General features: G+C 55.3%; 20 protein-coding genes. 9 read left to right on the plus strand and 11 right to left on the minus strand.

Going from position 1 to position 18,511, the window contains the following annotated elements; genetic code table 11:
- Positions 1-9 precede the first annotated feature (9 nt).
- From moaB to NMC31_RS01240, 5 genes are all read left to right on the plus strand, one after another.
- The gene (gene moaB, locus NMC31_RS01220) at positions 10-522 is read left to right on the plus strand and encodes a molybdenum cofactor biosynthesis protein B (protein ID WP_015965256.1); all 513 of its coding nucleotides are present in this window, start codon (positions 10-12) and stop codon (positions 520-522) included.
- Positions 523-525: 3 nt separating this feature from the next.
- Positions 526-1,011: a cyclic pyranopterin monophosphate synthase MoaC gene (gene moaC, locus NMC31_RS01225; protein ID WP_015965255.1), complete on the plus strand. Its 486-nt coding sequence runs from the start codon at positions 526-528 to the stop codon at positions 1,009-1,011.
- Complete coding sequence (gene moaD, locus NMC31_RS01230) at positions 1,004-1,249, plus strand: molybdopterin synthase sulfur carrier subunit (protein ID WP_149464478.1); 246 nt, start codon at positions 1,004-1,006, stop codon at positions 1,247-1,249. The genes moaC and moaD overlap by 8 nt, the downstream gene beginning before the upstream one ends.
- Before the next feature lie 2 nt (positions 1,250-1,251).
- A complete protein-coding gene (moaE, locus tag NMC31_RS01235) occupies positions 1,252-1,713 on the plus strand; it encodes a molybdopterin synthase catalytic subunit MoaE (protein WP_253896813.1) in 462 nt (153 codons plus the stop codon).
- 182 nt (positions 1,714-1,895) lie between these two features.
- A complete protein-coding gene (locus NMC31_RS01240; protein ID WP_108473825.1) occupies positions 1,896-2,600 on the plus strand; it encodes a Bax inhibitor-1/YccA family protein in 705 nt (234 codons plus the stop codon).
- 45 nt (positions 2,601-2,645) lie between these two features.
- Here NMC31_RS01240 and NMC31_RS01245 read toward each other — a convergent pair whose 3' ends face one another.
- The 3 genes from NMC31_RS01245 to NMC31_RS01255 are packed head-to-tail and all read right to left on the minus strand — an operon-like array spanning position 2,646 to position 5,610.
- Positions 2,646-3,605, minus strand: coding sequence for a lysylphosphatidylglycerol synthase transmembrane domain-containing protein (locus NMC31_RS01245; protein WP_253896814.1), 960 nt, complete (start codon positions 3,603-3,605; stop codon positions 2,646-2,648).
- 5 nt (positions 3,606-3,610) lie between these two features.
- The gene (clsB, locus tag NMC31_RS01250) at positions 3,611-4,852 is read right to left on the minus strand and encodes a cardiolipin synthase ClsB (protein WP_253896683.1); all 1,242 of its coding nucleotides are present in this window, start codon (positions 4,850-4,852) and stop codon (positions 3,611-3,613) included.
- Positions 4,849-5,610 carry an endonuclease/exonuclease/phosphatase family protein gene (locus NMC31_RS01255; RefSeq protein ID WP_253896684.1) on the minus strand — a complete coding sequence of 254 codons (762 nt, stop codon included), beginning with the start codon at positions 5,608-5,610 and terminating at the stop codon, positions 4,849-4,851. The genes clsB and NMC31_RS01255 overlap by 4 nt, the downstream gene beginning before the upstream one ends.
- Before the next feature lie 131 nt (positions 5,611-5,741).
- Here NMC31_RS01255 and NMC31_RS01260 point away from each other — a divergent pair, with 131 nt between their 5' ends.
- On the plus strand, positions 5,742-6,158 hold the full coding sequence (locus NMC31_RS01260) for a YbhQ family protein (RefSeq protein ID WP_015965245.1): 417 nt from the start codon (positions 5,742-5,744) through the stop codon (positions 6,156-6,158).
- On the opposite strand, the gene NMC31_RS01265 is transcribed toward NMC31_RS01260, so the two are convergent.
- The 5 genes from NMC31_RS01265 to cecR all read right to left on the minus strand — a co-directional run bounded on the left by NMC31_RS01265 (position 6,120) and on the right by cecR (position 11,843).
- Complete coding sequence (locus NMC31_RS01265; RefSeq protein ID WP_149464490.1) at positions 6,120-7,226, minus strand: ABC transporter permease; 1,107 nt, start codon at positions 7,224-7,226, stop codon at positions 6,120-6,122. The two genes, NMC31_RS01260 and NMC31_RS01265, sit on opposite strands and share 39 nt — an antisense overlap.
- Before the next feature lie 95 nt (positions 7,227-7,321).
- Entirely contained in the window at positions 7,322-8,455 is a 1,134-nt protein-coding gene (locus NMC31_RS01270) for an ABC transporter permease (RefSeq protein ID WP_149464491.1), read from the minus strand.
- Positions 8,445-10,184: an ATP-binding cassette domain-containing protein gene (locus NMC31_RS01275; protein WP_253896685.1), complete on the minus strand. Its 1,740-nt coding sequence runs from the start codon at positions 10,182-10,184 to the stop codon at positions 8,445-8,447. Before NMC31_RS01275 ends, NMC31_RS01270 begins: the two co-directional genes overlap by 11 nt.
- Positions 10,177-11,169 carry a secretion protein HlyD gene (gene hlyD, locus NMC31_RS01280; protein WP_253896686.1) on the minus strand — a complete coding sequence of 331 codons (993 nt, stop codon included), beginning with the start codon at positions 11,167-11,169 and terminating at the stop codon, positions 10,177-10,179. Before hlyD ends, NMC31_RS01275 begins: the two co-directional genes overlap by 8 nt.
- Positions 11,166-11,843 carry a transcriptional regulator CecR gene (gene cecR / locus NMC31_RS01285; protein WP_253896687.1) on the minus strand — a complete coding sequence of 226 codons (678 nt, stop codon included), beginning with the start codon at positions 11,841-11,843 and terminating at the stop codon, positions 11,166-11,168. The genes hlyD and cecR overlap by 4 nt, the downstream gene beginning before the upstream one ends.
- Before the next feature lie 260 nt (positions 11,844-12,103).
- On the opposite strand from cecR, the gene rhlE reads away from it, so the two are divergent.
- The 3 genes from rhlE (at position 12,104) to ybiB (ending at position 16,783) form a co-directional block, all read left to right on the plus strand.
- Positions 12,104-13,495, plus strand: coding sequence for an ATP-dependent RNA helicase RhlE (gene rhlE / locus NMC31_RS01290; protein WP_253896688.1), 1,392 nt, complete (start codon positions 12,104-12,106; stop codon positions 13,493-13,495).
- 149 nt (positions 13,496-13,644) lie between these two features.
- Entirely contained in the window at positions 13,645-15,789 is a 2,145-nt protein-coding gene (dinG, locus tag NMC31_RS01295) for an ATP-dependent DNA helicase DinG (protein ID WP_253896689.1), read from the plus strand.
- 31 nt (positions 15,790-15,820) lie between these two features.
- Positions 15,821-16,783, plus strand: a complete 963-nt coding sequence (ybiB, locus tag NMC31_RS01300) for a DNA-binding protein YbiB (protein WP_253896690.1) — start codon at positions 15,821-15,823, stop codon at positions 16,781-16,783.
- A gap of 139 nt (positions 16,784-16,922) precedes the next feature.
- Here the strand turns inward: ybiB and ybiJ are convergent, their stop codons facing one another.
- The 3 genes from ybiJ to ybiX all read right to left on the minus strand — a co-directional run bounded on the left by ybiJ (position 16,923) and on the right by ybiX (position 18,480).
- Positions 16,923-17,183, minus strand: a complete 261-nt coding sequence (gene ybiJ / locus NMC31_RS01305) for a DUF1471 family protein YbiJ (protein WP_253896691.1) — start codon at positions 17,181-17,183, stop codon at positions 16,923-16,925.
- 283 nt (positions 17,184-17,466) lie between these two features.
- Positions 17,467-17,733 carry a DksA/TraR family C4-type zinc finger protein gene (locus NMC31_RS01310; RefSeq protein ID WP_015965229.1) on the minus strand — a complete coding sequence of 89 codons (267 nt, stop codon included), beginning with the start codon at positions 17,731-17,733 and terminating at the stop codon, positions 17,467-17,469.
- 69 nt (positions 17,734-17,802) lie between these two features.
- Entirely contained in the window at positions 17,803-18,480 is a 678-nt protein-coding gene (ybiX, locus tag NMC31_RS01315; RefSeq protein WP_253896692.1) for a PKHD-type hydroxylase YbiX, read from the minus strand.
- Positions 18,481-18,511 lie beyond the last annotated feature (31 nt).

The following is an 18,511-nucleotide window of genomic DNA, read 5'->3' on the forward strand; positions in this document are numbered from 1 at the left end:
GAGTGTTAAATGAGTCAGGCGAGCACTGAATTTTTCCCGACCCGTATTGCTATTCTTACCATTTCCAGCCGTCGCGGCGAAGAGGATGACACCTCTGGTCATTATCTGCGTGATTCCGCGCAAGAGGCGGGCCACACGGTTGTCGATAAAGCGATTGTGAAAGAGAATCGCTACGCCATTCGCGCAAAGGTATCCGAGTGGATCGCGCGCGATGACGTGCAGGTGGTATTAATCACCGGCGGCACTGGCCTGACCGATGGCGACCAGGCGCCGGAAGCGCTGCTCCCGCTTTTCGACCGTGAAATTGAAGGCTTCGGCGAAGTGTTCCGCATGCTCTCTTTTGAAGAGATTGGCACCGCCACGCTGCAATCCCGCGCCATTGCCGGGATGGCTAACCGGACGCTGATTTTCGCTATGCCGGGCTCGACCAAAGCGTGTCGTACCGCGTGGGAAAATATTATTGCGGCGCAGCTCGATTCCCGCACCCGTCCTTGTAACTTCTACCCTCATCTGAAGAAATAAACGATGTCGCAACTGACCCATATCAACGCGGCGGGCGAAGCCCATATGGTGGATGTCTCCGCCAAGGCTGAAACCGTGCGCGAAGCCCGCGCGGAAGCGTTCGTCACCATGCTGCCGGAAACCTTATCGATGATTATCGACGGTAGCCATCATAAAGGCGACGTGTTCGCCACCGCCCGTATTGCAGGCATTCAGGCCGCCAAACGCACCTGGGACCTGATCCCGCTATGTCATCCTCTTATGCTCAGCAAAGTGGAAGTGAATCTTCAGGCCGAGCCTGAGCATAACCGCGTGCGTATCGAAACGCTGTGTCGTCTGACCGGAAAAACCGGCGTAGAGATGGAAGCGTTAACGGCGGCCTCGGTGGCGGCGCTGACGATTTACGATATGTGCAAAGCGGTGCAAAAAGATATGGTCATTGGCCCGGTGCGCCTGCTGGCGAAGAGCGGTGGCAAATCGGGCGATTTCAGGGTGGATAGCGATGATTAAGGTTCTGTTTTTTGCGCAGGTTCGCGAACTGGTGGGCACGGACGCGTTACAACTTCCGGCAGAATTCGCCACGGTAGACGCCATTCGTCAGCATCTGGCTTCACAGGAAGGGCGCTGGGCGCTGGCGCTGGAAGAGGGCAAACTGCTGGCGGCGGTCAACCAGACGCTGGTCAGTTTCGATACGCCTGTTACCGATGGCGATGAGGTGGCGTTTTTCCCACCAGTGACAGGAGGTTGATGATGAGCGAAACGCGCATTCGCGTCGGCCACGAGGTGTTTAACGTGGGCGACGAATATGTCTGGCTTGCCGAGCGCGATGAAGATGGCGCGGTGGTGACGTTTACCGGCAAGGTGCGTAACCACAACCTTGGCGATAGCGTAAAAGCGCTGACGCTGGAACATTACCCGGGCATGACCGAAAAAGCATTGGCGGAGATCGTCGAAGAAGCGCGAGGCCGCTGGCCGCTGGGCCGCGTGACGGTTATTCACCGCATCGGTGAACTGTGGCCGGGCGACGAAATAGTCTTCGTGGGCGTATCCAGCGCGCACCGAAGCAGCGGTTTTGAAGCCACCGAATTCATCATGGACTACCTGAAAACCCGCGCACCGTTCTGGAAGCGCGAAGCGACGCCGGAAGGCGACCGTTGGGTGGAAGCCCGCGACAGCGATAAGCAGGCGGCAGGGCGCTGGCATAGCGCCTGATGACGCTTCGCTTATCAGGCCTACAACTCCAGGCTTGTAGGCCGGGTAAGGCGCAGCCGCCACCCGGCGGTTTCACCCGCACACTGCCGGATGACACAACACATACGTTTACTCTCCGTCGATGCACACCCACAATATTTGCGATATCCTTGAGGTATTCCTTATATCATCAGGAGATTCTCATGGATCGATTCCCTCGTTCTGATTCAATCGTACAGTCCCGTTCCGGGCTGCAAACGTATATGGCGCAAGTGTATGGCTGGATGACCTGCGGATTGCTGCTGACGGCGTTTATCGCATGGTATGCGGCGAATACCCCTGCGGTGATGATGTTTGTCTTCTCCAGCAAAATCACTTTCTTCGGCCTGATTATTGCGCAACTGGCGCTGGTGTTTGTACTTTCAGGTATGGTGCAACGCCTGAGCGCAGGTGTCGCCACCACGCTGTTTATGCTCTATTCGGCGCTTACCGGGTTGACGCTTTCCAGTATTTTCATCGTCTACACCTACTCCTCCATCGCCAGTACCTTTGTGGTGAGCGGCGGGATGTTCGGCATCATGAGCCTGTACGGCTACACGACTAAACGCGACCTCAGCGGCCTGGGAAATATGCTGTTTATGGCGCTGATTGGTATCATTCTGGCGTCGCTGGTTAACTTCTGGCTGAAAAGCACCGCGCTGATGTGGGCAGTGACCTATATCGGCGTCGTGGTATTCGTTGGCCTGACCGCCTACGACACGCAGAAATTAAAAAATATCGGCGAACAAATCGACGTGCGTGATACATCCAGCCTGCGCAAAACCGCCATCCTCGGCGCGCTAACGCTGTATCTCGATTTCATCAACCTGTTCCTGATGCTGCTGCGGATATTTGGCAATCGCCGTTAACGGCTAATCATTCAAAAATCCCGGACTGGTTCCGGGATTTTTTTGCTAATAACTTTTGCCTGCGGTTTCATTCCTCTCCCGAATCCTTTTCGCCTGGCTCTCCAGCCCCAGATAACACACCAGCGCCAGTAGCAGTGGAATAAAGTAATACAGCACACGCCACACCAGCAGCGCCGCAATTATCGTTCCTGATGAGACTTCTTCGCTGGCCAGCAGTGCGACAAACACCGCTTCCAGCACGCCGATACCTGCCGGAATATGCACAATCACTGCGACTATGCTGCTGACCAGCAGAACGCCAAGGACGAAGAAATAATCAACGCTCTGGCCCATCAGCAGCCAGATGGTTGCGCCCATCGCCATCCAGTTAAGGCTGGAAATCGCCATCTGGGCGAGGGCGAACTTCCAGGTGGGGAGAACCAGTTTTTGTCCTTTGACAGAATACTGGCGCTTTTTGGCAAAAGCGCAAAATCCCAGATACACCAGCACCATCGCCAACAGCGCCGCGCCGAGCAGTTGCAGAGTCGTGTCGTTGATATACCAGTGCGGCGGCAAGTCAATGGCGCCAATGGTAAACATCACGCCAGCCAATAATAAATAACCCAGCCAGTTGGTCGAAATGCTCAGGGAAAAGATGCGAGTGATGGTGCCGGGCTTCAGCCCAAGCCGCGAATACAGGCGATAGCGCATACCTATGCCGCCAACCCAGGTGCTGAGCGTCAGGTTAAAGGCATAGCAGATAAACGACACCAGCATAACCTGGCGCTTGGCCAGCTTATGCCCGCACCAGACGCGGGCCAGCAGGTCATAGCAGCCGTACAGCAAATAGTTGAAAATCACCAACCCTACTGCGCCCAACAGCGCCAGACGGTTGTAGTCGCGGATGACGTTCCACACCTCATGCCAGTCAATTTTGCGCGCATAGAGCACCAGCAGTACCGCGACGGCAACCAGAAACAGCCAGGTCAGGGCGCGTTTGGTCCACTTCCACTGTGTCTTGCTCATCCATTTCATTGTCGGGCTCCTGAATTCTCCGGTTCAACGCGATCCTGGGTTTCCATCGTCGGCTGTGCGGGGGGAGGGACTTCCGCCAGTTTTGGCGTGTGCGCCGGTAGCCAACCCGCCATCGCCGGGAAATGGCGCAGGAAGTGGAAGACCACTACGCCAATGCCGAGGTTTAACCAGCTGCGCTTAGGCACCATAGTTTCGTCCACGCGCTGTGAATCACGGGTAATCAAGGTATTGAGATTGTCACGCAGCGTTTGGTTAAACTGGCGGTCGTGAATCATGAGATTGGCTTCAAGATTCAGCGACAAGCTCAACGGGTCGAGGTTGCTGGAGCCGACCGTCGCCCAGTGGTCATCCATCAGCGCGACCTTGCCGTGTAGCGGGCGGCGCTGGTATTCATAAATATGCACACCGCTGTTTACCAGATAACGATAAAGCAGCACCGCGCCCACTTTAACAATGGCCATATCCGGGTTGCCCTGAACCACCAGTTTCACTCGCACGCCGCGTCGTGCAGCCCGACGCATGGCATGCAGCAGGCGATAGCCGGGAAAAAAGTAGGCGTTAGCAATGATCACTTCACGTTTGGCAGTTGCCAGCATTCGCAAATAGTGGCGTTCGATATCAGTGCGGTGCTCGCCATTGTCACGCCATACCAGCAGCGCCTGCGCCTCGCCAGGCATCCGGTTTTCTTCCGCACGATGGTGCCTGCGCCACCAGCGGCGTACCGGGGCATTTTCCGGCAGATTTTCCAGCTCAAACTGCACAATGTCCTGTACGACCGGACCTTCAACCTGCACTGCGTAATCCTGTTTGGCTTCTGGGCCATAGTCGGACATATGTTCAGCGGAATAGTTGATGCCGCCAATAAAAGCGATCTGGGCATCCACGACCACAATTTTGCGGTGCATACGGCGAAAGAGGTTGGTTCGCATGCCAAAAACGCGCGGGCCGGGATCGTAATAGCGAAAAATAACCCCCGCTTCGGTCAGTTCATTGACAAATTCATCGCTTAAATCGGGTGAGCCGTAGCCATCGAGCAGGGCTTCTATCTGCACGCCTCGTTTTGCGGCACGCAGTAGTACCGCATGTAACTGCTTACCGACGTCGTCTTCAAACCAGATAAAGGTTTCAAGGATCACTTTACTTTTCGCATGATCGATGGCTTTAAAGACCGCAGGGTAGTACTGATCGCCATTCTCCAGCAGCGTAATCTGGTTGCCTTCTCGCCAGGCGCATTTCATAGGTGGATCTCCGCGCTAAGGGGCGCATGGTCAGAAAGGTGACGCCAGCCGCGCAGGGCCAGTTTAGTGGGCTGACTGGCATTGGCATTTTTTACGTAAATTCGGTCAAGGCGCAGCAGTGGCAGGTTAGCCGGAAAGGTGCGTGCGGGCCGCCCCCGCGCGCGGGTAAAAATCTCTTCCAGCCCGGCCTTTGCTTTTAATGGATGATTTGCTTTCTGCCGCCAGTCGTTGAAATCACCGGCCACCAGTACAGGATCGCCCTGTGGCAGCGTATTGACGAAATCGGCGAGCATATTTAGCTGCGCCTGACGTTGTTTTTCCCCAAGGCCAAGGTGTACGCAAATGACATGAATCGGCGTGCGAAGCTGCGGGGGCGTGATGCGGCAATAGAGTAGCCCGCGTTTCTCGCTGTTGCCGACGGAAACATCGTGATTTTCAAAATGTTCGATAGGGTAACGTGAGAGCACCGCGTTGCCGTGATGCCCATCGGGATAGACAGCATTGCGACCATAAGCGTAATCGCTCCACATGGTGTCGGCGAGAAATTCATAGTGCGTGGTTTCAGGCCAGTTTTCGACCCGCATTGAGTGCGCCTCGTGTGCGCCCAGCACTTCCTGCAGGCAAACAATGTCCGCGCCGACAGTGCGAACGGCGTCACGAAGCTCCGGCAAAATAAAACGTCGATTAAATGCCGTAAAGCCCTTATGGGTGTTAATTGTCAGTATTTTTACCGAAAAAGGCGTGCTGTTCGCGGACATTTGGCTCCCGTTATTTATATTCTCCTGACTAAATAGTGTAGTCGGCGTCACAAAAAGATGCGGTGATACGGAATTTTCCGTAAAGTGGCGTACTCTGAATAGGCAAATAAAATCCTTCAGGAGAAGAAGCCATGAAGTGGCAACAACGCGTTCGTGTCGCAACAGGGTTAAGTTGCTGGCAGATTATGTTGCATTTGCTGGTTGTGGCGGTGCTGGTTATGGGCTGGATGGGCGGTGCATTAGTCCGCGTCGGTCTGGGCCTGTGTGTGCTCTACAGCGTAACGGTGATTCTGATGCTGGCATTACAGCGCCACCGTGAACAGCGCTGGCGTGATGTGGGCGACGTACTCGAAGAACTCACCACCACCTGGTATTTTGGCGCGGCAATTATCGCCTTATGGCTGCTGTCGCGAGTGTTACACAATAACTTTCTGCTGGCCCTTGCGGGGCTGGCTATCCTCGCCGGGCCAGCGTTGGTCTCTTTGTTAGTCAAAGAGAAAAAACGCAACTCAGGCGATCTTCCGGCGAAACATCGCGTACGCCACTGAGCCTGTCGTGGCCGCTATCACCAGTAGCGGCCACAAACTTCCCCACACAATCGTTAAGCTCGCATCCTTCAGATAAATTTGCTTGGTGATATCCGTAAAGTGACGAATGGGGTTTATCCACGTCAGATTCTGTAACCACACCGGCATGTTTTCGACGGGGGAGACGTAACCCGACAGCAGAATCGCCGGCATCATAAAGACGAACACGCCGATAAACGCCTGTTGTTGGGTTTCGCACAGGGAAGAGATCAGCAGCCCAAAGCCCACCAGCGATAACCCGTAAATAATCATGGTGAAGTAGAACAGCGCCAGCGAACCGGCGAAGGGAATCTGATACGCCCAAATGCCGATACCCAGCACGATAGTGGCCTGGAAGGTCGCCACAATCAGCGCCGGAACCGCTTTGCCGATAAAGATCTGCCAGGTCGCCAGCGGTGAGACCAGTAGCTGATCCAGTGTGCCTTGTTCACGTTCACGCGCTACCGAAAGCGACGTTACGATCATCACGCCGATGGTGGTGATCATGGCGATCAGCGACGGCACCACAAACCATTTATAGTCCAGATTCGGGTTATACCAGTTGCGCACCACCAGTTCGCTGTTATTGGGTTTTGCCTGGCCGTCCGTTAACTCCTGCTGGTAATCTTTGACGATTTGTTGCAGATAATTGGCCGCGATTTGCGCGCTGTTAGAGTTTCGCCCGTCAAGAATCAACTGCATTGGCGCCTGCTGGAAGGTGTCGAGATTACGCGAGAAATCCGCCGGGAAGCGCACCAGCAGTAGCGCTTTCTGGGTGTCGATGGTCGGTTGGATCTCCTGCGGGCTTTTCAGCAGCAGAATATGGGTGAACGCTTTCGCTCGGGCGAAGCGTTGCGTCAGTTCCACTGCGTGTTTGCCGTTATCCTCGTTGTAGATGGCGATGGTGGCGTTGGTCACTTCCAGCGTCGCGGCAAAGGGGAAAAGAATCACCTGAATCAGCACCGGCAGAATCAAAATGGCACGGGTCTGCGGCTCGCGCAGCAGCGATTGCAGCTCTTTGCGGATTAATGTCCATAAGCGATAAAACATAGTTTATTCCTCAATGCCGGATGGCGGCTTCGCCTTATCCGGCCTACAAAAAGCGCCGTATGTAGGCCGGATAAGCGTCAGCGCATCCGGCAAAATCAATCCAGTCGACGTTTCGTTTTCAGCCATGTCAGGCCAATAAACATCACCGCCGAGGCAATCAGAAACAGGGTGTTAATCACCAGCACCACAGGGATATTGCCCGCCAGGAACAGGCTTTGCAGCGTGCTCACGAAGTAGCGGGCCGGGATGATATAGGTCACGATGCGAATCGCCGCAGGCATGCTGTCAATCTGGAAAATAAACCCGGACAACATAATTGATGGCAGAAACGCGGCGTTCAGCGCCACCTGCGCGGCGTTAAACTGGTTACGGGTGATGGTCGAAATTAACAAGCCCATCCCCAACGTGCTGAGTAAAAACAGACTGGTAATGAAAAACAGCACCAATAGCGAGCCGCGATAGGGCACGCCGAGAATAAACACCGACACCAGCATACAAAGCAGCATCGCCAGCATGCCGAGGAAGTAGTAGGGGATCAGCTTACACAGCAGCAGCTCAACGCGGGTTACTTCGGTTGAAAGCAGGGCTTCCATCGTGCCGCGCTCCCATTCGCGCGCCACCACCAGCGAGGTTAGGATTGCACCAATCACCGTCATGATGATGGTCACTGCGCCGGGAATGATAAAGTGCTGGCTGATGGCGGCCGGGTTAAACCAGTAACGGGTCTGGACATCAATGAGTGGTGTAAATGATTGCCCTTTGTCTTCCGCACGCTGAGCCTGCCAAAGCTGCCAAATCCCTTGCGTATAGCCCTGTACAAAGTTAGCGGTGTTCGGCTCGCTACCATCGGTAATAACCTGAATTGGCGCGGTTTCATTGTCGCGCGCCATCTGGCTATCGAAATTCACCGGGATCACCACCAGCCCGCGAATACGCCCGGCCTGCATCATCTCAACCAATTGCTGGCGGTTATCGCTGATGGTGGCGTCAATATAGGGCGAGCCGGTCATGGCGTGGGTAAAATCGAGCGCTTCTTCGCTCTGCTGCTCCAGCAAAATCCCCACCCGCAGCTTGCTGGAGTCGAGGTTGATGCCGTAGCCAAAGATAAACAGCAGCAGCAATGGAATGACGACGGCAATCAGCCAGCTACTGGGGTCGCGGATAATCTGCCGCGTCTCTTTAACGCACAGCGCGCGTACGCGTCGCCAGGAAAGGGGGCTATTGCGCATCGGCGTGCTCCTTATCCCAGTTGTGGATTAAGGTGATGAAAGCCTGCTCCATGGTTGGGTCGATCTGTTCATCGTCGGCGGCCTGCGCTTTCAGGTCATCCGGTGTGCCGCTGGCAATCAGTTTGCCGCGATACACCAGACCAATGCGATCGCAATACTCGGCTTCATCCATAAAGTGCGTCGTCACCATCACGGTCACACCTTTCTCCACCATACTGTTGATGTGCAACCAGAATTCACGGCGGGTAATGGGGTCAACGCCGGAGGTGGGCTCATCGAGGAACAGAATATCCGGCTCGTGCATGAGCGAGCAGGCGAGCGCCAGACGCTGCTTAAAACCAAGGGGCAGAGAGTCGGTCGCGTGGCTGGCGATGCTTTTCAGGCCGAAGGCCTCGCTCATGCGGGCAATTTTGTCATTCTGCGCTCGCCCTCGCAGGCCATAGACGCCGGAGAAAAAGCGCAGGTTCTGCTCCACGGTCAGGTTGCCGTAGAGCGAGAATTTTTGCGCCATATAACCTAAATGCTGACGCGCTTTGCCAGAGCTGACTTTCAGGTCCATATCCAGCACTAATGCTTTTCCGGATGTCGGTACCAGCAGGCCGCACATCATTTTAAAGGTGGTCGATTTTCCCGCGCCGTTAGGGCCGAGCAGGCCAAAAATTTCCCCGCGTTTAACGGCGAAATCCACGTGGTCGGTGGCGGCAAAGTCGCCAAATTTTTTGGTAAGCTGTTTGGCCTCAATCACCGTCTCTTCCGGCGAACCCTCAACGGTATGCAGTATGGCGCCCAATGGTGATTCGGACGTTCCCGCGCCGCCCAGCAGATCGATGAACGCATCCTCAAAACGCGGCGTGGTTTCGTTAATCTCAATTTCCGGCATTTCAGGCGCGTGGCGAATATCGTCGGCGGTGGCCTCTTTTTTGACGATCACCCGCACCGAGCGCCCCTGGATCATGCCATCGCTCACCTGGGGTAATTTTAGTGCACGCTGTAACAGACGGCGGTTGTTTTCCGCCGGGCTGCTCATCAGGAAACTGCGCCCGGCCATGGTTTTCGTCAGCGCCGTCGGCTCGCCCTGATAAAGCAATTCACCTTCGTTCATCAGCAGCACGTCGCGGCACTGCTCGGCTTCGTCGAGGTAAGAGGTGCTCCACAAAATCAGCATCCCGTCGCCCGCCAGTTCGTGCACCATTTGCCACAGTTCGCGGCGCGAGATGGGGTCAACGCCCACGCCCGGTTCATCGAGCAACAACACTTTCGGTTCGCCCACCAGCGTACAGGCGAGCCCCAGTTTTTGTTTCATGCCGCCGGAGAGTTTCCCCGCCAGCCGTCCGGTAAACGGCCCCAGCGCGGTAAACTCCAGCAGACGCGCGAAGGTTTTCTTTCGCGCGTCGCCGGTAACGCTGCGCAGGTCGGCATAAAGATTGAGGTTCTCCATTACCGTTAAATCTTCATACAGGCCAAATTTTTGCGGCATGTAACCCAGCATGCTGTGCAGCTCGCTGTCGTTTTCGATAGGGTCGAGCCCCAGAACAGAAGCCGTTCCTTCGTCGGGTTTCAGCAGGCCGGCCAGCATACGCATCAGGGTGGTTTTCCCCGCGCCGTCCGGCCCCACCAGCCCGGTCACATAACCAGAGTGAATGGTACAGTTCAGCGGCGCGACGGCGGGTTTATCCATACCGGCGAAGCGTTTCACCAGCCCATCGAGCTGGATGATGTCCTCACTCATGGCGCGACTCATCGTTGAACTTCAGCGTCACCGGCATCCCCTGACGCAGGGTATCGTCGGCATCGGTCACGATAATACGCAGGCGATACACCAGGTCGGTACGCAGATCCGGCGTCTCAACGGTTTTCGGCGTAAATTCTGCGGTGGGTGATACGAAGCCGATTTTGCCGTGATACGGCTTGTCCGGGCGACCGTCGGTATAGAGCAAAATTTCCCGGCCTGGCTGCGCCTGATTTAGGTTTTTCTCATCCACATAGGCGCGGACCCATACCGGACGCGTCAGCGAAAGGGTGAGGGCGGTGCTGCCTGCATTAAGCATGCTGCCGGGTTCTACCGCGCGGGTAAGCAACGTGCCGTCCGACGGTGCCACCAGGGTGGTGTCGTGCAAGTCGAGCGTTGATTGCGCCAGCTGCGCCTGCGCCTGTTCAAGATTGGCTTTCGCCTGGGCAATTTCCTGCGGCCGATTCCCGGCGCGGTATTGGCTCAGTTTATCCTGCGCCGATTTCAGCGTTGCCAGCGCCTGGTCACGCGAGGAACGCGCATTTTCCAGATCGTTGGCGGAAATCGTGCGGCTTTTCCACAATCCTTGCTGACGCGCGTAAAAGTTCTGCGCGTAGTCATAGGCGGCCTGCGCCTGTTTAACCGCGGCGGCGGCCTGGGCAATCTCTTCAGCCCGATAACCCGCCATCATCAGGTCATATTGTGCCTGGGCGGTTGAGACATTCGCTTTCGCCTGCATTAGCGCATTTTCATAGGGCGCTTTATCGAGCTGGCCCAGCGTTTGCCCGGCTTTAATGGCATCGCCTTCGTCCACGGTTAATGACTGTAATCGTCCCCCGACGCGGAAACTCATATTGACGGTGCGGATGTCCACGTTGCCGTAGAGCGTCAGTCCGTTGTCCTGGCGGCTCTGATACCACCAGGTTCCGCCAATGGCGGCAACAATCAGCACCAGCACCAGTGCAATAATGACCGGTTTCTTCATTGTTTCAGGCTCCTTTGCGTTAGTCCCTGCAAAATGAAATCGATGTGGCAGCTCACCACCTGGAAAATCTGTTCCGCTTTCTCGTCGTCAAAACGGGCCCATCCGGCACGCAGTAAAATGGTCTCGCGCCCCAGGCGGAACGCGAGGATTTCACCGAGCAGGGCGTGCGTGTGCAGGATGGTTTGCGTGTCGTGCGGATCGCGCCCGGTATAGGCGGCAATCAGATGCGTAAGATGCGTATGCATCGGCGCAATCACCCGATCGTGGATATGTTGATAGGCGGCGGTGGGCGAGAACTGTTCACGTGAAATAAACTTACTGAGGTTGACCGTATCGTCCTGAGTCAGCAGCAGAATCATGTTCTTGCAGGCACGCAAAATCAGTTCATGAATGGCGGCTTTATCGGGCTCCGGCTGGGCGAAAAGCGCTTCGGCGGCCTCTACGTGCGGGCGGAAGTTTTCACCGATAAAATCAGCAATCCACTGGGCGCAGGCGAGGTATAAGTCGTCCTTTGAGCCGAAGTAGTAGGTTATCGCCGCAATGTTCTGCCCGGCCTGCGCCGCGATATCACGGGTGGTGGCATGCAGCCCATACTCGCCAAACTGCGCGAGCGCGGCAGCGATGAGCTGGCTTTTGGCCTGTTCGCCTTTGGTAGTGATGGGAGTCGTATTCATCGCGTCACAGAAAATTAATCAATCGATTGATTAACATTATGTCCAAATTTTGAGCTTGTCCAGTTGCATACGCAAAAAACGGCGAAAACACAGAATATTCACCGCCCCGCAGGCCGCCTGGCTGGAGAGATATTTTATGCGCCAGGTCACAAAAGCTGCTACACTCCGGCCCTTCATGACATTGTGGTTTTTGTCATTATCTGGTTTGTAATCCCCTCGAAAACTACACCGCTTGCGGTCGGGGTGGGTGTGGAGTAATTATGTCTTTTGATTCACTGGGGCTTAGCCCTGAAATTTTGCGTGCCATTGTTGAGCTTGGCTATCGCGAACCCACCCCCATTCAGCAGCAAGCAATTCCTGCGGTATTACAGGGCCGTGACCTGATGGCCAGCGCCCAAACCGGCACCGGTAAAACGGCAGGCTTTACGCTGCCGCTGTTGCAGCATCTGATTACCACTCAACCGCATGCTAAGGGCCGTCGCCCGGTACGCGCGCTGATCCTCACGCCAACCCGTGAACTCGCCGCGCAAATTGGCGAAAACGTGCGTGAATACAGCCAGTATCTGAACATTCGTTCGTTGGTTGTGTTCGGCGGTGTGAGCATTAACCCGCAGATGATGAAACTGCGCGGTGGCGTTGATGTGCTGGTGGCGACGCCGGGCCGTCTGTTAGACCTGGAACATCAAAATGCGGTAAAACTCGACAGTATTGAAATTCTGGTGCTGGACGAAGCGGATCGTATGCTTGATATGGGCTTTATCCACGATATTCGCCGCGTACTGGCAAAACTGCCGGCCAAGCGTCAAAACCTGCTGTTCTCCGCCACATTCTCTGATGACATTAAAGCGCTGGCGGAAAAACTGCTGCATAACCCGTTGGAAATTGAAGTCGCGCGCCGCAACACCGCCTCTGAGCAGGTAACGCAGCATGTGCATTTCGTTGATAAGAAACGTAAACGGGAATTGCTGTCACAGATGATTGGCCAGGGCGACTGGCGTCAGGTGCTGGTCTTTACCCGTACCAAACACGGCGCAAACCACCTGGCAGAACAACTGAACAAAGACGGTATCCGCAGTGCGGCTATTCACGGTAACAAATCTCAGGGTGCACGTACGCGTGCGCTGGCTGATTTTAAATCCGGCGATATCCGCGTGCTGGTGGCAACCGACATCGCCGCGCGTGGTCTAGATATCGAAGAACTGCCGCACGTGGTGAACTACGAGCTGCCAAACGTACCGGAAGATTACGTGCACCGTATTGGCCGTACTGGCCGTGCGGCGGCAACCGGTGAAGCGCTGTCGCTGGTTTGTGTTGATGAACACAAACTGCTGCGTGATATCGAAAAACTGCTGAAAAAAGAGATCCCGCGTATTGCACTGCCGGGCTATGAGCCCGATCCGTCTATCAAAGCGGAGCCAATCCAGAACGGTCGCCAGCAGCGCGGGGGTAACGGCGGTGGTCGTGGGCAAGGTGGTCGTCCGCAAGGGCAGGGCCAAAGCCAGGGCCGTGGGCAGCAACAGCCACGCCGCAGCGAAGGTGGCGCGCCGAAATCTGACGCTAAACCGAAACAGTCTCGCCGCATTGGCGATGCCAAACCGGCAGGTGAACAACAGCGTCGCCCCCGCCCGCGTAAACCGTCTGCTGCGCAATAGCGATTCACGCCTTGCAGGGTGGATGAGCGTAGCGCCTCTGCCTTGACGCCAATTTCTGAAGCCTGGCCGCAAGCCAGGCTTTATTTTTTGCTGCCCGCGTAAGAAAGTGCCACAATAGTGGCTGTTTATACAGTATTTCAGGTTTTCTCATGGCATTGACCGCTGCGCTGAAAGCGCAAATCGCCGCCTGGTATAAGGCGCTTCAGGAACAGATCCCGGACTTTATTCCCCGCGCGCCGCAGCGGCAGATGATTGCTGACGTGGCAAAAACGCTCGCCGGGGAAGAGGGGCGGCATCTGGCTATCGAAGCGCCGACCGGCGTCGGGAAAACCCTTTCTTATCTCATTCCCGGCATAGCGATTGCCCGGGAAGAGCAAAAAACGCTGGTGGTCAGTACCGCCAACGTCGCGTTGCAGGATCAGATCTACAGTAAAGATCTCCCGCTGCTGCGCAAAATAATCCCCGATCTTAAGTTTACCGCCGCCTTTGGGCGTGGGCGTTATGTTTGCCCGCGTAATCTCAACGGGCTGGCGAGCACCGAGCCAAACCAACAGGATTTACTCGCATTTCTTGATGACGACCTCACGCCGAACAATCAGGAAGAGCAGAAACGTTGCGCGAAACTAAAGGCCGACCTCGACAGCTATAAATGGGATGGCCTGCGCGATCACACGGATATCGCGATTAATGATGATTTGTGGCGACGTCTGAGCACCGATAAAGCAAGCTGCCTGAACCGCAACTGCCTCTACTATCGCGAGTGCCCGTTTTTCGTCGCGCGGCGCGAGATCCAGGAAGCGGAAGTGGTGGTGGCAAACCATGCGCTGGTCATGGCCGCGATGGAAAGCGAAGCGGTGCTGCCGGAGCCAAAAAACCTGCTGCTGGTGCTGGATGAAGGCCATCATCTGCCGGATGTCGCACGCGATGCGCTGGAGATGAGCGCTGAAATCACCGCGCCCTGGTATCGTCTGCAGCTCGATCTCTTCGTTAAGCTGGTGGCGACCTGCATGGAGCAGTTTCGCCCGAAAACCACGCCGCCGCTGGCTATCCCGGAGCGTTTGACCGCTCACTGTGAAGAACTTTACGAGTTTATTGCCTCACTCAATAACATTCTGAATTTATATCTTCCGGCGACTCAGGAAGCGGAACACCGCTTTGCAATGGGTGAGCTTCCGGAAGAGGTCATGGAAATCGTCCAGCGGCTGGCAAAACTTACCGAGATGCTGCGCGGGCTGGCGGAACTGTTTTTAAACGACCTCAGCGAGAAAACCGGTTCGCACGATATCGTGCGTCTGCATCGCGTTATCCTGCAAATGAACCGCGCACTGGGCATGTTTGAGGCGCAAAGCAAGCTCTGGCGTCTGGCGTCGCTGGCGCAGGCATCCGGCGCGCCGGTCTCTAAATGGGCGACACGCGACACGCGTGATGGTCAGATGCATCTGTGGTTTAACTGCGTGGGTATTCGCGTCAGCGATCAACTGGAACGCCTGCTGTGGCGCAGCGTGCCGCACATTGTGGTGACATCCGCGACGCTGCGGTCGCTCAATAGCTTCTCGCGTTTGCAGGAGATGAGCGGGCTGAAAGAGAAAGCGGGCGACCGCTTTGTGGCGCTCGATTCGCCGTTTAATCACGTTGAGCAGGGCAAAATCGTGATTCCGCAAATGCGCTACGAGCCGTTGATGGAAAACGAAGAGCTGCACATTGCGGAAATGGCGGCCTATTTCCGTGAGGCGCTGGAAAGTAAAAAACATAAAGGCATGCTGGTGCTGTTCGCCAGCAACCGCGCGATGCAACGTTTTCTGGAGCACGTGACCGATTTGCGCCTTTTGCTGTTGGTGCAGGGCGACCAACCCCGTTATCGATTGGTGGAGCTTCACCGTAAACGGGTCGAAAATGGCGAGCGCAGCGTGCTGGTCGGGCTACAATCATTTGCAGAAGGGCTCGATTTAAAAGGTGAGCTGCTCAGCCAGGTGCATATTCATAAAATCGCCTTCCCGCCCATCGATAGCCCGGTGGTGATTACCGAAGGCGAATGGCTGAAAAGCCTGAACCGTTATCCGTTTGAAGTGCAAAGCCTGCCCAGCGCGTCGTTTAACCTGATTCAACAGGTAGGGCGTCTCATACGTAGCCACGGTTGTTGGGGCGAAGTGGTGATTTACGACAAGCGCCTGTTGACCAAAAACTACGGCCAGCGTCTGTTAAATGCGCTACCGGTATTTCCTATTGAGCAACCTCCGGTGCCCGATGTTAAAGTAAAAAGCAAAGCTAAAACGACTCGTCGCAAAAAACGCTAATCGGCACGCGACACCGGACAAGGAGCATCTGATGGATTTACGCAATGTGATTAAAGAGATTGGCCGGGGTAAAAACCATGCCCGTGACCTCGATCAGGACACCGCCCGCAGTCTCTATACCCATATGCTCAATGGTGATGTGCCCGATCTCGAAATGGGCGGCATCCTGATTGCGCTGCGCATTAAAGGGGAAGGTGAGGCAGAGATGCTGGGCTTCTATGAGGCGATGCAGCAGCACACCCTGCGCCTTAAGCCGCCGGTGGGTAAACCAATGCCGATTGTTATTCCGAGTTATAACGGCGCGCGGAAACAAGCCAACCTGACGCCGCTGTTGGCGATACTGCTGCACAAAATTGGCTTTCCGGTAGTGGTACACGGGGTGAGCGAAGACCCGACCCGGGTTATCAGTGAAACCATTTTTGAACTGCTGGGCATTGAACCTACGCGCCATGCCGGGCAGGCGCAGGCTAAACTTGATGGCCATCAGCCGGTTTATATTCCGGTCGGCGCACTGTGTCCCTCGCTGGAAAAACAACTCGCCATGCGCTGGCGGATGGGCGTGCGTAACAGTTCGCATACACTGGCGAAGCTGGCCACGCCGTTTGCGGAAGATGCCGCGCTGCGCCTGTCGAGCGTTTCACATCCGGAATATGTTGGGAAGGTTGCGAAGTTCTTCTCGGATATCGGGGGGCGTGGGCTGCTGATGCACGGTACAGAAGGTGAAGTGTATGCTAACCCGCAGCGTTGCCCGCAAATTACGCTGATCGATGCGCAAGGCACGCGGGTTGTGAGCGAACGGCAGACGGAAACAGCAAATGAAGCCTTGCCTGAAGGAAAAGATCCGGAAGTGACCGCTCGCTGGATTGAGCGCTGCGTGGCAGGAAGCGAGCCGGTGCCGCAATCGCTGAAAATCCAGATGGCATGCTGCCTGCTGGCGGCAGGGGAAGTGGCATCGCTGGACGCGGGGCTGGCGAAGGTGGCGGAGTCCTACTAATCGCCGGAAAAAAGGCAAAAAAAAACCCGGCGTGGCATGCCGGGCGTCAAAAAGGGTATCAACAAGTTCAATGAGGGTTACAGCAGCCGCCAGTGGGTTAAGCTGGCGGGGTACAACTTTAGGCAGTTAATTCTTTCGGTTATTTGTAGATAACCGCAGTACCGCTAACTTTGTTGTTGGTGTTAGCAGAGGTGATGCTGTAAGCAGATGCGCCAGCCGCTTCTGCTTTCGCAGCCAGTTTTGCTTCCAGACCATCCAGAGTTGATGCGCCTTCCGCAGAAACAACACCAATTTTATTCAAGTTCTGAGCCTGAGTGGCGCTTACCGCTTCAGCAGCGAATGCACCAAAGGACAGGGTAGACAGGGCAATAGCAGCAACAGCATATTTGATAGTTTTCATTTTCAATCTCTCGCAGGTTATTTGTTAGGGGACGATGTTCTGTCGATGTGATGAGTATCACGTTTTATTGCGAAAGAATAAATCGAAGAGAATTGACAACCTTCATCAATAATTTTGAACAAGTATTAATTTACTGATTATTAATAAATTATTTTCGCAATGAATGGTTTCGGAGGGGGATAATAACCTGCTCGATGATTTAAGGCACTTTTTGCTACTTATTTAGCCGAAAAAGGTGGTCGTAAAGATAACCGTTTGCGCTGTCTATTCAGGTAGGGAACTGTCAACGAAGCTGGCTATCTTTCGATCCTCTGCGATTATATCCTGCAAATGTAGAGTTGTGTAAATCTTTCTCCTGTTGGCAGTTCACGCACAACTGCACACCCGGTATAGCCTGCCGACGCGCCTCTGGAATCGGTTCCCCACATTCTTCACAAAATTTGGCGCTTTCGCCCTTCGGCAGACCACTTCTTGCCCGCGCCACCGCATCTTCAATGGTGCTGTCGATTTGATCCTGCACGGCACCGTCGTTTGCCCAACCTGAAGCCATTGCCCACCTCCTGATTATTTATTGAGCTAATTATACTCAATATGAGGGCGTCTCGCGTACAGACAAGGCCTAAATCTCAGACCACTCGCGCAGCAGGTTGTGATAAAGATTGAGCAACGACAGCACTTCTTCTGATTCACCGTGGCGGGCTTTCAGCGTCTGAATGTTGCGGTCGAGGTCGAACAGCATCGCCCTGCGCTTATCGTCGCGGATCATTGACTGGATCCACATAAACGAGGCAATACGCACGCCGCGTGTCACCGGCGTGACACAGTGAAGGCTGCTGGAAGGGTAGAGTACCAGGTCGCCTGCCGGGAGCTTCAAGCTGTGCTGTCCATAGGTATCGTTCACCACCAGTTCACCGCCGTCGTAGCTTTCCGGGGCGCTCAAAAAGAGCGTGGCGGAAAGATCGGTACGCATCCAGCCGCTTTGCGGATGACTGCGCACTGCACCATCCACGTGAAAGCCATAGGTTTCTTGCTGCTGGTAGCGGTTAAACAGCGGGGTGGAGAGAGTTTTGGGGAGCGCGGCGGCGAAGAAGAGTGAGTGCTGATTCAGTGCGGCCAGAACTCGCGCCTGAAGCGTGGCGTAGAGCGGGCTCTGGGTGTCTATTTGCTGGTTGTTTTTCACCTGCGCACCCTGTGCGCCAACCGTTGCACGACCGTCAATCCAGGTCGCGCTGTTGAGGTCCTCTGCCATCTGGTGAAGTTCATCGGCGGTCAGTACGCCGGGAATGTGGTACATCATGATGAGGGGCTCCTTGCCTGGAGCGCTGCGC

Origin of the sequence: Pseudocitrobacter vendiensis, assembly GCF_943590815.1 — a bacterium.
GTDB classification, from domain to species: Bacteria; Pseudomonadota; Gammaproteobacteria; order Enterobacterales; family Enterobacteriaceae; genus Pseudocitrobacter; species Pseudocitrobacter vendiensis.